General features: G+C 67.2%; 4 protein-coding genes and 2 pseudogenes. 5 read left to right on the top strand and 1 reads right to left on the bottom strand.

Annotated features, from left to right (window positions below):
- Positions 1–209 precede the first annotated feature (209 nt).
- The 4 genes and pseudogenes from ACIO92_RS20995 to ACIO92_RS20980 form a co-directional block, all read left to right on the top strand.
- A pseudogene (locus tag ACIO92_RS20995) lies at positions 210–719 on the top strand (IS5/IS1182 family transposase); the annotation flags it as partial.
- Positions 719–2,108, top strand: a pseudogene (locus ACIO92_RS20990) (replication initiator). The pseudogenes ACIO92_RS20995 and ACIO92_RS20990, both read left to right, overlap by 1 nt.
- A complete protein-coding gene (locus tag ACIO92_RS20985) occupies positions 2,108–2,332 on the top strand; it encodes a helix-turn-helix domain-containing protein (RefSeq protein ID WP_402282515.1) in 225 nt (74 codons plus the stop codon). Before ACIO92_RS20990 ends, ACIO92_RS20985 begins: the two are co-directional and overlap by 1 nt.
- A complete protein-coding gene (locus ACIO92_RS20980; RefSeq protein ID WP_402282517.1) occupies positions 2,332–3,717 on the top strand; it encodes a tyrosine-type recombinase/integrase in 1,386 nt (461 codons plus the stop codon). The genes ACIO92_RS20985 and ACIO92_RS20980 overlap by 1 nt, the downstream gene beginning before the upstream one ends.
- A 497-nt stretch (positions 3,718–4,214) precedes the next feature.
- On the opposite strand, the gene ACIO92_RS20975 is transcribed toward ACIO92_RS20980, so the two are convergent.
- Positions 4,215–10,928, bottom strand: a complete 6,714-nt coding sequence (locus ACIO92_RS20975; RefSeq protein WP_402282519.1) for an RHS repeat-associated core domain-containing protein — start codon at positions 10,926–10,928, stop codon at positions 4,215–4,217.
- Between the two features lie 466 nt (positions 10,929–11,394).
- Between ACIO92_RS20975 and ACIO92_RS20970 the strand changes: the two genes are divergently transcribed.
- Positions 11,395–15,822, top strand: a complete 4,428-nt coding sequence (locus ACIO92_RS20970; protein WP_402282521.1) for an FG-GAP-like repeat-containing protein — start codon at positions 11,395–11,397, stop codon at positions 15,820–15,822.
- Positions 15,823–16,061 lie beyond the last annotated feature (239 nt).

Genomic DNA, 16,061 nt, shown 5'->3' with positions numbered 1-16,061 from the left:
TTGAGACGTCAGACATCTCGATCAACTGCCCGGGGGCCTCGCTCGTTGCGCTTCACGGACCGTCACCCGATCGGTGGTCCGCTCGAAGAAGCTCAATGATCCTTTTCCAACCCGATGGTGATGGATGGTGTCGGCCGGGTCTGCGGAACAGCGAAGCTCCTGGTAGGCGGTTCTCGGCCAAGACCGCCTGCGGCCACCAGGAGCTTCGCGTGCTTGTCTCCCCGTCGTCGATCGACCTGCCCAGGTACACCTCGCGGTGCCTGGCCGGACACCTCGCTGTCCGGCGAGGGGAGAGCGGCAACTGGTGACGGCGCCTGACCGTCGGACGGCAAGCTCTACCTGCCCTGGCTCATCCGTGATGCGGTGACACCTGCGCCCGCCTTGCCCCGGGTTCGGCATCGGCATCGCATACCGCTACATACGCGAGGCCGTCGAGGTGCTGGCCGCCCTCGCACCCACCCTTGACGAGGCAATGCGCATCGCCTCGGACCAAGGCGTTCGCGATCCTGGACGGCACCCTGCCGCCGATCGGCCGAATCGCCGCTGGCACCCCTCACTGCTCAAGCAATCACGAACGCCACGGCACGAGCATCCAGGTCCTCACCGATCCGTTCGGTCACCTGCCGTGGGCTTCGCGCGCGCCGCCCGGCTCCCCACACGATCCGGCCGTCGCCCGCACCCACGGGACCGTCGAGGCTCTCACCGCCGTAGGGCTCAAGTGCTCAACGAGCCCGACCTCGACCGCGCGCGGTGGCAGATCGAACGCCTCGGCGACTGCGCCGAACCCGTCCGCTTCACCGGCCACACCGCCACCCTCGGCACCACCACCGGCGGAGTCCTGCGCTCCTACACCACCACCGATGAGCCCACGGCCAGTCTGCTGACGGCCTGCGGCAACCGCCGCTCCTCCCGCTGCCCGGCCTGCTCGCGCATCTACGCCGCCGACACCTACCACCTCATCCGCGCCGGCCTCTCCGGCGGCAAGACCGTGCCCGACACCGTCCGCACCCACCCTCGCGTCTTCGCCACCCCTCACCGCACCCTCCTTCGGCCCCGTCCACAGCCGCCCCGCCAACGCGGACGGCTGCACTCGGCCCTGCCGCTGTCGCAAGCTCCACGAACTTAACGACGCCCTACTGGGAACGCCGCTGAACCCGGCGGCGTACGACTACGCAGGCGCGGTCCTGTTCAACGCCCATGCCTCAGCCCTGTGGGCCCGCTTCACCACCTACCTGCGCCGGGAGATCGCCGCCCGGCTCGGCCTCACCCAGCAGGCCGCCCGCGCGGTCCTGCGAGTCTCCTTCGCCAAGGTCGCCGAATACCAGAAGCGCGGCCTGGTCCACTTCCACACCGTCATCCGGCTCGACGGCCCCGACGGCAGCACCCAGCCACCACCGCCCTGTGCCACGGCCACCATGCTCGCCGATGCCATCCGGGCCGCCGCGACGCGGGTGCGAATCACGGTCGAGTCGGACGCGGTCGGGGAGCGCGAACTCGCCTGGGGTGAACAGCTCGACGTACGCGAGATCGCCGCCTTCGGTACTGACGCTGAGCTGACTGATCAGGCCGTGGCCGCCTACGTGGCCAAGTACGCCACCAAGTCCGCGGATGCCTCCGGCGCCCTCGACCGCGCCCTGTACTGCCGCCCCTGCCACGGGCGCGGCGCCACCCTCCTGCCGCACGGGACCCCGATCCCCTGCACCACGTGCGACGCCACCGGGCAGGCCCGGCCCCTGCCCCGGCTCGCGATCGCCCGCCACGTGCGGCAGATGATCCGCACCTGCTGGGAGCTGGGCAAGCTGCCCGAGTTCACCGACCTCAAGCTCTGGAAGTGGGCGCACATGCTCGGCTTCCGGGGCCACTTCTCCACCAAGTCCCGCTCCTACTCCGTCACGCTCGGCGCGCTGCGCGCCGCCCGCAGGGCCTGGCGCACCGAACAGGTCCGCATCCACGCCGGCCTGCCCGAGCCCGACCCGGCCAGCACGCTCGTCGTCGGCCACTGGGCCTACCTCGGCACCGGCTACAGCCCCGGCGCTGCACTCCTCGCCGCCGCCGTCCGGCACCGCAGAGAACTCGCATGGCAGTTCGCGGCAGAAGGGGGCTGCTGATGCCCGCACGTGAACCGGTCGCGCCCTACGCGGCGCCGGATACATCGGAGGAACTGCTGACGGTGCCCCAGGTCATGGCCCGCCTCCAGCTCGGCCGCTCCGCCGTCTACGACCTGCTCCGCACCCGCCAGCTCGCCTCGATCACCCTCGGCCGCGCCCGCCGCATCCCCATCCACGCGCTGACCGACTTCATCCGCACCCGCCTCGACCAGGAAGCCGCCTGATGACCACGCCCCGCGACACCCCCGCCTCCCGCCGTGTGCGCGCCAACGGCGACGGAACCGTCTACCAGCGCAAGGACGGCCGTTGGGAAGCCGCCGGATACGTCCTCGCCCCCGGCAACACCCGCAAGCGCGTCCGCGTCTACGGCACCACCCGCAAAGAAGCCCTGGCCAATCTCACCGAGAAGATCGCCGCCAGCAACCGCGGCCTCCCCATCCCCTCCGCGCAGGGCAGCCTGGCCGCGTACCTGACGTACTGGCTGGAGAACGTCGCCGTCCACCACCTCCGCGAGAACACCCACACGCGATACGCCGCCTGCATCGACCGGTACCTGATCCCCGGCCTCGGCAAGAAGAAGCTCACCAAGCTCACCGCCAAGGACGTCCGCACCTGGCTCAACCAGCTCCGCACCACCTGCCAGTGCTGCACGCGCGGCATCGACGCCAGGCGTGATCAGCCCCGTTGCTGCGCCGTCGGAGCGTGCTGCTCCAAGCGGCTGTCTCCGCTGACCCTCGCCTACATCCACTCCGTTCTCAAGTCCGCTCTGGAGCACGCCGTCCGGGAGGAAGAGGTCCCGCGCAACGTCGCCCGCAACGTCCGCACCGGCACCCCACGGCCCCGTCGCTTCGAACCCCTCACCGCAGACGAAGCCCGCCAGCTCCTCGCTACCGCACAAGGTCACCGGCTGCACGCGCTGATTGAACTCGCCCTCTATACGGGACTCCGTAAGGGCGAACTCCTCGGCCTGCGCTGGGAAGACCTCGACCTCGACGCGGGCACCGCCGCAATCCGCCGAACCTTGCAGCGCACCACCGCAAGCGGGCTCACCACGCTGCCCACCAAGACTCGCGCCTCCGAACGCCGCATCGCCCTCCCCACCCGCTGTGCCCAGTCGCTGAAGCTCCACCACGAACAGCAGCAGCGCGAGCGCGAGGCAGCAGACACCGCGTGGCAGCACAGTGGGCAGGTGTTCACCACTGCGCAGGGCGGATCGATCGACCCGACCAACCTCAGCCGCGCCTTCAACACGCTTCTCCGCAAGGCCGGCCTCCGCCGCATCCGCTTCCACGACCTCAGGCACTCGACTGCGACCCTGCTCCTGGACCAGGGCGTCGAACTCGTCGTGATCAAGGAACTCCTTGGCCACGCCCACATCGGCGTCAGCGCCACCGTCTACGCCCACGTCCGACTGCGCCTGCAACACGACGCCATCAACACCCTCGGCACCGTGCTCGGAAGCAGCCCGAGCCAAGCCGAGTCAGGCGCTGACGACGGCAACGAGCCACCATCGCCGACGCCTCTGTCCACTGACGTTGCCGTCAACTACTACCGTCAAACGCCCCTGAAGCCCCACCAGTCACATCTGGTGGGGCTTCAGATCATCTGACGCAATGGCTTCGAAATGCGTTCAGGGCTGATCAATCCCGGTTTTGGGAGCCCTTCGGGTACCGGGTCACCTACCCGCCAGTGCCCCGAGCTCGATCCCGCAATTCTGGCGACAGCGCCTCCGAGGCGGCCATTTCGAGGAGAAGAATTCGAGTGGCCTCTTGATCAAAACTCTCTCGCCGAACCATCTCGATAGCCCAAATCGCGGCTAGCTCCATCCAGTATGACCGGCCGGACTTCCACGCCGTCTCCACTGTCAGTTCGATGAGCTTCTCAGGGGTTGGAACGCCACCCTGACCGAGATGCTCCCACGAGCGGGAAAAATCGGCCAAGCATGCAGAGAGGTCACGCTCCAAATATGGCCACATGGGAACGAATCCCGATCCCACAAGGGAGGACCGGCCTTCTGACTCCACGCCTACTCCGATCCGGCCATCAGGCATGACCCCAATCCACGCCCCATCTCCCCGATACACCACTGGAGTCCAGTTTCCCATCTCAACCCCACGGCCTGTAGTCGAAGTCAATCCCTTGATCGCTCATAAACTTCTGGAACTGTTGGCGTGTAGCGTCCGTCCACCTGTGGCCATAGTGACCACTATTTTCCGTGAACACTAGGCGGCCGTTATCTCGGAAGAGTGTGCCACCCAGTACCGTCCCTCTGTCCATGGCCGCCTTTTCTGCTAGTTGCTCGTGGGGGCTGAGCCCTCCGGGAATTCTCTCGCGATCTCCCGCCAGAAACCTTCCAGCACCGGAATCGAACACGAACTCAGTCTCCGGCTTCGTTGAGGTGAAAGCCCTCAAGGCGTCAGCAGTTCCCTCGCCCGACCCCAGAATTACGTCACCACAGTTGCTGTTGTGAACGAGGACCGGCGTGGTCCCGGCCAGCACATAGTACGTGTGGATCCTGTCGACCGTCAGGTCGAATGTCCGCTGTTGCTTGGTGTAGTGGCGGACCGCGGTGACTTCGGCGGCGGAGCCGTCCGGGGTGCGGAGGGTGACGCCCGCTGTGGCGGTGCCGGCGTCGATCCATTTCTTCAGGTTCGTGGACCAGAAGGGGTGGGTGTCCGTCGCGGTGAGTTTCGTGGTTCCCGTCGGGGTGTTCACGGTGAGTTCGGTGAAGTCTTTGTCCTCTTCGGTGCGGATGACCTTGAGGACCTTCTGGCCGCGTGTCTCTCCGGTGTCCGGGTCGGTGGCCAGGACTGTGTCGCCTTCGGTGATGTCCTCGATGTTCTTGGACGATCCGTCGGCGAGCAGGACCTTGGTGCCGGGGAGGAAGCTGTGCTTACCGACCGGGCATGTCTTGCCCGCGACCTCGGCGGCGTCCTCTATTTTTTCGCTGCCCTTGAGTCCCTTGAGGAGCTTGAGGCCCTTGAGTGGCTTGAGGAGGGGAATGTCGGTCGCTGCCCAGGCGCATTGTGAGGCGGCTCCGTCGCCGAAGCAGTCGGACCATGCTTCGGTGTCGGGAAGGATGACGGCGCCGATGACCGGGCCGATGTACCGGCTGTAGAAGGTCACCGGCGGGGGCGGGTTAGCGACGAACTTCATCTGTGTCGACTTGCCGCGTCCCTTGGACGTGGCGCGGTCGGACCAGATGGTCTGCGACGCCTTGAAAGTGCCGATGTTCTGTCGGTAGCGGTAGCTCCAGCCGCCACTGCGGTCGAGGAACCAAGTGCTGCCTTCGGAACCGTTGTAGTGGCCCGACCCGGTTGTCTCTCGTTTGTCGTTGTAGTCGGCTCCGCCGACGGGGCCGTCCGGGCGCAGGCCGGTGGGGTCGCTGAAGGAGACGGGGTTGTTGTTGCCGTAGCTGTAGCCCTGGGACTGCTGGGGGTCGTTCAGGTCGAGGATGGGGTCGACGCTGATGAATCGGCCGATGGCGGGGTCGTACTCCCGGGCGCCCAGGTGGGTGAGGGCGGTGTCGGGGTCCTTGGTGCCGCCGACGAAGCCCTTGTCGCCGGTCCAGTCCGGGGACTGGGTGCCACGCGGTCCGCCGAAGATGGTGGTTCTGCGGTGGGTGACGGTCTGGGTGGCGTTGGCCGCGACCTGGGTGGTGCCGGTGCCGTGGTGGTCGTTGAGGAGGAAGGTGAGTTTGCCTCCCTTGTACATGGCCACGCCGCCGTAGTAGCGGGTGCCGGTGACCGTGCCGTTCTTGTCCCGGTGGAGTTCGTTGCCTCCTGGCAGGTAGAGGGTGGTGCCGGTGGAGTCCTTGCGCAGGAGGCGCTGTCCGGTGGTGTCGTAGAGGTAGCTGGTGGTGTCGGTGACCTTGGTGGTGGACTTGAGGTGTCCCTCGTCGTCCCAGACCAGCGTCTCCAGGTCGGTGGTGCCGATCTTGCGGGTCTCGGTGTTGCCGGCCGCGTCGTAGGTGTAGGTGTCGGTGCGCGGTTCGGGGCCGGTCTGGGTCACCGAGGGCAGGTTGTGCTTGCCGGCCTGGGGGTCGGTGTAGTTGCGGGTGATGTCCGCGGCCGGTCCCGAGGAGGTTTTGTGCTGGATCTCGGTGTCACGGTTGCCGACGGCGTCGTAGGTGTAGCTGGTCCAGTAGGCGTGCGGTCCGCCGACCACGCTCGCGGACGGGGCGGTGGCGCAGGTGGTGGCGGTGTTGGTCCAGGCTTCGGTGATCCTGCGCAGGGAGTCCAGGGTGAAGCACTGGGTGTCGGTGGTTCGTGCCGTGTCCTGGCCGTTTCCGGTGGTGACGCGGGTGATGTTGCCTGCGGGGTCGTAGGTGTAGGAGTTGTCCTCGACGCGCTGGGGTGCGGTGTCGCGGTCGGTGAACGCGTTGGTGACCTGGCCGGTGTGCTCGTCGTACTGCGTGGTGGTCCACAGGTGACGGCCGAACTCGCCGTACTCCGTGCGGATCGGGCGGCCGTAGTGGTCGTAGGTCATGTCGGAGACGAGTGCGGCGCTGCTGGTCTCGGTCATGGTGCCGACCGTGTCCAGGAGGCCGGTGACCGCGGTGTAGCCGTTGCTGACCAGCTCATAGGGCAGGTCGGCCAGCTTCGGGTGTTCGACGTCCAGGACCTGGCCGGTGTTGTCGTTGTACGAGGTGTACCACTCGTAGGTGCCCTTCAGGCCGTCCTCGGAGTCCGGGACGGTGAACCTGGTGATCGTGGGCTGGTAGGCGTTGTTGTAGCCGGCGGTCTCGGTGACCCAGGACTTGCCCGCGTCGTCGTTGCGGGTGGCTTTCCAGGGCTGGCCCTTGGCGCCGGTCGGGTCGTAGCTCCAGGTGGCGAGGGTCTTGGTGCCCTTGCTCAGGGAGGTGCGGCGTCCGAGGGCGTCGTACTCGGTGTGGAGCGTGATCAGGCGCGCGTCGGTGACGTCCGTGGGGCGGTCGCCCTTGTCGTACGCCGTGACGGTCTTGCCCTTGTCGGGGTCGACGGCGGTGGTCTGGCGGCCGCGGATGTCGTACTGGTACGTCCACTTGGCGCCGGCCGGGTCCACGACCTTCGCCAGTCGGCCCTTGGTGTCGTAGGTGAAGTCGGTGGTCTGGGAGGTGGTGCGGGCCGTGTTCGTGTACTGCTTGAGTTCGACGGTGCGGTTGAGGGCGTCGACCACGGTCGTGGTGGCGATGCCTCCGGCCGGCGGGACGACGGTGGTCGCGTCACCGCCGTAGGTGGTGGTGGTCCGCTTCTCCTCGTCGGTGTAGCGCTTGGCGATCACCGCCGTGGGCCGTCCGAGGCCGTCGAACTCGGTCTGGGTGGAGGACGGGTACTGGGTCTCCTTGCCGGTCGCCGGGACCGGTTCGGCGGCGCCGGTGGCGAAGTACGTGCCGGAGTTGGTGACCGCCTCGCCGCGGGTGTTGTAGAAGACCTCGGTGATCAGGCGGCCGGCCCGGTCGGGGGACTCCTCCTGGCTCTGCAGCGCGCGCAGCAGGCCGTCCTGGAAGGTGTAGCTGGTGCGGTACTGGTTGTCGTGGCTGAGGGTCTTCACCGTGGTGATGACCGGCCCGTTGTTGCGGAGGAGGTATTCGTACTGGAAGTTGGGCGAGGTGGGGTAGGTGGCCTGGGGCCGGGACGGCAGCCATGCCTTGGTGACCCGGCCCAGCGGGTCGTAGACGGTCGTGGTGACCTTCCCGTTGGCGTCGGTGACCTTGGTGGGCAGGCCGCGCCGCGGTGAGAGGACGGTGGTGACCGTGTGGCTGAGCGCGTTGGTGAGGACGCTCCCGGTCGGGACCTCTCCGGTGGGCGGGGTGAAGCTGCTGCGGCTCACCTTGCCGTAGGCGTCGGCCGAGGCGAGCTGGCGGCCGTAGAGGTCGTAGCAGAGCTGGGTGCCCCCGGTGCCGCAGGTGCTGGGCGTGGAGGAGGTCACCTCGTAGCCGTTGCCGTCGCCGTTGATCCGCTCGGACTTGGTGACGAGGCCCTTGACGGGGGCCGCGTGCAGGGCCAGGCCGTCGTAGTAGGTGCGGACGTCGTCGATCACGTCCGCGGGACGCGAAACGGTCTCGTCGCAGGCCACGGCGACGGTCTCGCTCCGGGACACCTTGTCCAGGATCGTGGAGGTGCCGGTGCGGGCGTAGGTCGTGGTGGTGCACTTCTCGTCGCCGGGCTTGCTGACGTCGCCCAGTTCGGAGAGCGTGTCCACCAGACCGTAGGAGTCGAAGCCCTTGACCGTCCGCGTGGTGCGTTCACCACCGGTGACCTTGACCCGGGTCTCCTCGGTCTGGGTGCCGGTCATGTACGCCTCGAGGGCAGTGAGTCCGGGGCGTGTCCGCGTGGCGGTGACGGCCGAGCGCCAGGGCGTGTACGAGGACGCGCTGACGAGCGGACCGCCGTCGCCGTCGTACACGGCGGTCTCGCGCACCATGCCCGCGAACTGCTCGCGGTCGGTGACGCCGACACCGGCGGAGTTCTTGACCGGGACCCCGTCGATGCCGCGGAAGTACCGCGCTTCGGACAGGGTCTTCTTGTCGAAGCCCGCGCCGGTGCGGGTCTGGACGAGGTGGTAGCCGCGGGGAAGGGCGTAGGTGCGGTTCTCCGCCTTGGTGAACTCGTCCTCGCTCTTGGCCCACTCGGCGCCGCCGACGTAGGTGTACTCGGTGACAGTGTCGGGAGTGGCGGAGATGTTGTCGCTCTCCGTGACCCGCTGGACGGGGTAGGTGTTGAACCAGTCGTGCTCGGGCGTCGGGCTGCTGATGACCGTCTTCACCGTGTAGCAGCGGGTGCTGTTGGTGTCGTCGGTCGGTGGCAGGGAGGCCGCGGTGCAGTCCGGGGTGTGGTAATCGACGCCGATGGCGCCGCCGGACTCCGTGACGATCTGCGACATCCGCATGCGGATGAACGGGGCCAGTCCGTCCCTCAGCTTGTCGACGCGGTTGGGCTTCTGCACCGGGACGAAGGTGATCGCCGGAACGTCGGCGACCGCGGTGCCCTCCTTGGCGGTGCGCTTGACCGACTGCAGCCACATGGGGGTGGAGATGCCGTCGCCCGAGGGCGGGAAGGTCTGCGTCAGCTGCCAGGAGTCGACGTCCACGTAGGCGCCGGAGGTGAGGACCTGCGTCGAGATCCCGGTGAGCCGCATGCTCGACCAGAAGCTCGGCGAGTACAGCCCCTTGCACTCCGTCGCCGTGTCCTTGCAGTACAGGTCGAGCGGGGTGTCCGGCCAGTTGAGGGCGTTGGACACGTCGAAGGTGCAGTTCTTGTCGCAGCGTTCCTTGGAGGTGAAGGTCACCTTGCCCATGGCCTTGGCCGCGTACGGCGCGCTGTCGCGCAGGCCGTACTCGATGCGCTCCAGGTAGCCGCCCCGGTCGTACGGCGTCTTCGTCGCGGCCCCGGTGGTGGCGTTGACGTTGCGGCCGTAGTTGTTGGTCTCCTTCTTCCAGAAGTAGGCCATCGCGTTGCCGTTCGGGTCCACGACGTAGTCGAGGTTCCAGCGCCATGCCTGCTGGCACCACGAGGTGGCGAAGGAGGAAGTGGCGCAGGGCTCACCGGTGTGGTTGCCGAAGACGGGGGCGGTCAGCGTGGAGTTGGTCACGGCGTTGCCCGTGGCCCACCCGGGGAGCTTGTGCCTGCCGAAGAAGTACTGGGTGCCGTCGAGCGTGGTCACCTTCCAGTACTCACCCTCGCCCGCGACGGTGCCCGTGCCCTTGTCGCCGTTGTCGGCGCCGCTGAGCTTCTCGATCTTCTCGCCGCCGTCGGACGTCGGACGCCAGCCCTTGGCCGTGTCGAGGACGAGCTCGGTGGTCTTGCCGCCGAGCGAGAGGGTGGCGTTGTTGCTGAACCAGCACTGGTCGCCGACCTTGGTGGTGTTGGTGCCACCGGCCTTGTCGTCCTCGCAGGACTTGTACCGGCGCTCGATGTAGCCGGGCTCGTAGCCCCAGCCGTCACCGATCCAGCCCGCCTGGTTGTTGGAGGCGGAGGTGCGGCCGTCGACGGCCTGCGAGCTGTAGCCGAGCGTCACACCGGGCTTGAGACCGCCCGGGACGGTGGGCGTGCTCACCGGGTAGCTCCAGGAGAAGCCGCCCGTGGAACCGCCCGCGCTCCAGGCGCCCGACGGCTCCAGCGAAGTCGCCGCGAACGAACCACTCGTGCCCGAGGCGCCGGCCGTCGCGGCCAGCACCGTCACACCCGCCACGGCCCGGGACGCTCCGGTCACACCGGGCGGGACCGGCGCGATGGCGCTGAGGGTGCGGTCCTTCGTGTCGTTGACCGTCTTCAGCGGCTTCGCCGTACGGCACCCCGGCTTCTCGGGAGTCGTCAGCACGCAGGACGGCAGCTGGACCAGACGCAAACGCGCAGCCCAGTCACCACCATAGGTGTCCTTGAACGCCGAGTAGTCGAGACTGACACCCGTCTGACCTGCGGCAGCGACCGCGTCGGCCCTGCCGACCGTGAACAGCGGACCGTCCACCCCCGCCTTCTCCGCCGTCGCACGGGACTTCACCGAGACCAGCGCCCTGCCCAGTGCCGATGGCTTCCCGTCACCCTGCGACCGGGATGCCTCGGGAACGGCGTACACCGACACGGGGAGCTGGTCCCCCACCCCCGGGGTGCCGCCCAGCGCGTTTCGCGCGGAGACGTCGACCGTCCGTGTCCCGGGCGCGGGCCAGGCGGCATGGGCCGTGGCCTTGACCCGTCCGATGTCCGGACGTTTGGGTCCCCCCGCCTCGACCGGCTCGACCGGTACGGGTTTCGGCTGCTTCAGGCCCGGCAGCGAAGCGCTGACGGCCGGGGCCTGTTCCGCCAGTGCGAACGAGGTGGACGGCAGCAGCCCCACTGCCATCACCGCGGACAAAGCCGCGGCCCACCCTCTGGTACGGAAATTACTCACTTACTCCCACCCCTTAAAAGACCGGTAAAACCGGTGGACTGTATCAGGGGTGAGGGAAAGCGTCTCCTGGGTTTCTTGTCGAATGTATCCAGTTCCGGGGATCCGAACTCACCAGCCCCTTACAGTCCGGCAGTTGACCTGCAGAGCCACAGGTCAGGGCAAGTCAGGTCCGATGAGTCGGCATTCTCCTGGAATTCCCTGTTGTCCGCTTTTATTGCGTAAAATTCCTGCCAGTGAGAGGCCAGGGCGACCTGTAGAGTCGCCTCAATTCGGACTCGTCGTGTCGGCCGGACAGTGGCGGCACGGTCGAATCCGGACGCATATTTGGGGAGGATTACCAGCAGTGTCTATGACAAGCAGATCGCCTTTCGGGCGTCCCAGGGGGGGCCGTCTGATACCGGGCGTGGTGGCCGGTGTCATGATCACCTCGATCATGGCGGCTGTGCCCGCGACCGCCCTCACGCCGCAGGCGCCGCCCGGGGTAGCCCTGGGTGCGGCGCCGGTCTCCGATCCGGTGGCGGACGGGTCGTTGAGCGAGGAGGACCACGCGCTCCAGCGGGCCGCGGAGACGGGCCGGCCGGTCGAGGTGGTGTCCCGGCGGACGGAGAGCTCAGACACCTGGGCCCAGCCCGGCGGCGGGTTCAAGGTCGCCGAGTACGGAACACCGGTGCGGCTGTGGCGTGAGGGCGGCTGGATCACCGCCGACCCGAGCCTGGAGTTCGCTGCGGACGGGTCGGTGGTCACCAGGGCGACCAGCGTCGCGGTCAAGTTCTCCGGTGGCGGGACCGCACCGCTGATCCAGGGAGCGATGAACGGCCGTTCGCTGTCACTGACCTGGCCCAGCACGCTGCCCAGGCCCACCCTGGACGGGAACGTCGCCACCTACGCGGAGGTGCTGCCCGGCGTCGACCTCCAGCTGAAGGCGGAGGTGGAGGGTTTCTCACAGGTCTTCGTCGTCAAGACGCCGCAGGCGGCGCAGAATCCTGAGCTGGCCCGTCTGCAGTTCGGTGTCCGTACCGACGGGCTGACGGTGGCGAAGGACCCCGAGACGGGGAGTCTGTCGGCGGTGGATCCCGGCGGACAGGTCGTCTTCTCCAGCTCCGCTCCCATGATGTGGGACTCCACGAAGGCGTCCGCACCGGCCGCGAGGAGCGCTGGCGCCGCCAGAACCACCATGATGGCGGACACCGCCGTCGCCGCGGACGACGGCAGCACGTTCGATCCGGGTCTGGGGGCGCGGGACGCGGTGATGCCGACGGAGCTGACGGCGGACTCGCTGACGATCACCCCGGACCAGGGCCTGCTGACGGGTGCGGACACCACCTACCCGGTGTACATCGACCCCAGCTGGGGCTACGGGGACCGGCAGAAGTGGAACTGGACCCGGGTCTACAAGGCCTACCCGGGCCAGTCGTTCTGGAACTCCAAGGACCCCGTCCGTGTCGGCTACGAGTCCCAGACCGGCGGGTCGGACCGGATCTCGCGGTCGTTCTTCCAGCTGGATGTGTCGCACCTGAAGGACACGGAGGTGAAGTCGGCGACGTTCCGTGTGAAGAACACCTGGTCGTGGTCCTGCCAGGCCCGTCCGGTGCACCTCTACCCGACCGGTGACATCACCTCCCGGACCAGCTGGAACAACCAGCCGGGCAAACTCACCGGAACACCGCTGTCGACGGTCAACGACTCCAAGGGCTGGATTCCTCCGTCGGGGAACTCCGCGTGTCCCGCGGGCAACCTCGAGTTCGACGCCACCAGCTGGGTCAAGAGCAGGGCCCAGACGGGCGCCGAGAGCGTGACCTTCGGCCTGTACGCCGACGAGACCGACACCTTCGGCTGGAAGAAGTTCGACCCCAAGACCGTCGTCCTGGAGACCGAATACAACACACCCCCCAACCTCCCGAGCAAGCTCGGCACCAACCCCGTCACCCCGTGTGCCAGCGGCGCGACCCTCGGCAACGTGGCCGTCAGCCTGTACGCCACGATCACCGACGAGGACAAGGGCAACCTCACCGCCGAGTTCGAGCTCTACGAAAAGAACAAGAGCGGCGCCAGCAGCCGCGTGTTCACGAAGTCCGTCCCCGCCCTCAACGGCCGGGTCGCGACCCTGGCCGTCCCCGTGCCGATGACACCCGGCGGAGACGACGTCAGCTACACCTGGCGCGTACGGACCATCGACCCCGACAGAGCAGACTCCGGCTGGAAGAACGCCCCCTGTGCCTTCCAGGTGGACCGGCAGCGCCCGAAGAGCCCGCCGAAGATCGTCTCGCCGGTCGGACCCGACGGCAAGGAGATCTTCCCCGCGGGTGACGCCGGATGGCCGACGACCACAGGCAAGGCCCGCCAGAAGGTGGTCTTCACCTTCCAGCCGGTCGAGTCGGACATCAAGAAGATCCACTGGTGGACCGACACCGACCCGGACGTGAACGAGGTGTCGCCGGTCAACAGTGTCTACTCCGGTCTGGTGTCGATTCCCTCCTACGGCCCGCACATGATCTACGCCTACAGTGTCGACGCGGCCGGCAACCGGTCGGACACCGCGGTCTACCTGTACTACGCGAACAAGGACCAGGAACGCGACGAGCTCCACGACGTCAACGGCGACCGGTTCAAGGACATCTGGAGCCCCGACAGCAACGGAACCCTGCTCGCCTACACCGGCCACGGCGACCGGACATTCTCCACCATGAACGCCGCGTCCGGCGGAGCCGTCTTCCCCGGCCAGCAGGTCGCCATGGCCGGTGACTGGCAGCAGGACGGCTACAACGACCTCCTCGCCCTGGTCCCCAACCCCAACCAGAACGGCGCCAAGGACCTCCAGGTCTACAAGAACAACGGCTCCGGACTCGTCAACACCGACGAAGGCCCCAAGACCCTGCGGGCCAAGGCGGGCAGCAGACACTGGGACAACGCCGACCAGGTCATCGGCGGCGACTTCAACGCCGACACCGTGCCCGACGTCCTGGTCAAGCAGGCGGACAAACTCTGGTTCTACCGCGGAGCCCAAAGCAACGACGTTCTGGGCGCTGCCAACGGCATCGTCCCGATCGGTGACGCGGCCTCGAAGTGGAACAAGTACACGATCGTCTCCACCGGCGACATCAACGGCGACAAGCTCCCCGACCTGCTGCTCCGCGACGACACCACCGGGGACGTCTTCCGCTCCCACGCCACCGCCGACCCCGCCAACCCGGCCAGGATGAACTTCGCCACCTGGGGACGCAACCCCGTCAAGATCGCCGGCGGTCTGACCAAGTCCCTGTACCCGCAGATCGGGACCTCCGGCGACCTCGACGGCGACGGCTCCAGCGACGGAGTCACCGACGGCGACAAGATCATCGACCTGTGGGCCCGCAAAGCCGACAACACCATGACCGGCTGGCGCGGCAAGGGCACACCCACCAGCCTCACCGGCCTCGACGCCCCCTACATCATCGACGGCGTCACCGGCGGCATCCGCCTCGCACCCAAGACCGTCATCCCCTCCGGCCACTCCATCACCGGACAGTCATCCACCCTGACCATGAGACTCGACGGCAACCTCGTCATCACATCCAAGGCCGACAAGGTCCTGTGGTCGACCAAGACCGGCGGCAACGAGGGTGCGACCGCCCGGGTGGAACGCAACGGCAACATCTCGGTCGTCAGCATGGACGGCCTGAACATCCTCCGGTCGACCGCTGCCACAACCACCACGGCCGATGGCTATGCCGTCCTCCACGATCGCGGCAGCCTCGTGGTGTACGACGCCAAGGGCCAGTCCCTCTGGTCCAGCGGCACCGCCGTCCGCCACGACTACGACAACGACGGCCGTAGTGACATCGCGGCCTGGTACGACTACGCCGACGGCCACGCGGCGGTCCACACCATGCTCACCGATTTCGACGGCAAGTTCCGCACGCCCCTGGAATCCTACAAGTCAGCCGTGGGCAGTTGGCTTCCCCAGAACATGAAGACGGTCACGGGTGATTTCAACGGTGACGGTCACGGCGACATGGCCACCCTGTACGCCTACGAAAGTACGCGCACAGTCCGGCTGTTCACCGCTCTCGGCCAGAAGGGCGGCGGATTCGGCGCACCGTTCCCCTCCTGGACTTCCCAGCCCAACAGCTGGTCCCTGCCAGGCATGAGCCTGCTGGCAGGAGACTTCAACGGCGACGGACGCGACGACGTGGCCGTCTGGTACGACTACGCGGACGGCCACGACACCCTGTTCACCTTCACCACGAACGTGCGCGGCGGCTTCAACGCCCCCTTCCCCTCCCACACCCTGCAAGCGGGCCGATGGAACACGAACGACAGCAAGTTCGTCACTGGCGACTTCGACGGTGACGGCCGTGACGATCTTGGTGCCCTGTACGGCTACCCGGACGGCTCGGTGAAGATGCACACCTTCCTCACCTCGCCCACCGGAGCCTTTACTCCCAGCTTCACCTCATGGGGCGGCACCATCACCAGCTGGGGCGACTGGAACCGCACCTACATTCATGCCGGCGACTTCAACGGCGACGGCATCGACGACGTCACTGCCTGGTACGACTACGCCGACGGCCATGACGCCCTACACACCCTGATCAGCACCGCAGATCGCAGCGGTAAGTTCAGCACTCCGGTACAGGGCTGGGAATCCGCAGTGGGTAACTGGTACTACCCCCATATGAAGATCGTCCCCGGCGACTACAACGGAGACGGGCGGGACGACCTCGGCGCCATGTACGGATACAGCGATGGCTCTGTCCGCATGTTCACCTGGACCGCCACCGCCACTGGCGGCTTCAACCCCTCCATCTCCGGTTGGGATTCCACTAACTGGAGCTTCGCCAGGACAAAGCTCCTAAGCCCGTACTAGAGCAGGCAGGGAGAACGATGCGAGCGATCACACACCCCTGCTGTCAAGTAGGCGACGATGGCGATCACCATGGATAGCCAAGCTGCAGCCTCCGACAAGAACAGTACCTGTTAGGTAATCATGTCGATGCTGTTGCATGACACGCTCCAATATCGCTGATAAAAGTGTGGGTTGCGGCTATCTATCGATGGCCGCAACCCACACCACTTTCGGGATGGACAGCAAACCAACGACTGATC

It is taken from the genome of Streptomyces sp. NPDC087215 (assembly GCF_044744885.1).
In the GTDB taxonomy this organism is placed as follows: Bacteria; Actinomycetota; Actinomycetes; order Streptomycetales; family Streptomycetaceae; genus Streptomyces.
The sequence above is the reverse complement of the archived record's forward strand: the minus strand, read 5'-3'. Positions and strand labels throughout refer to the sequence as shown.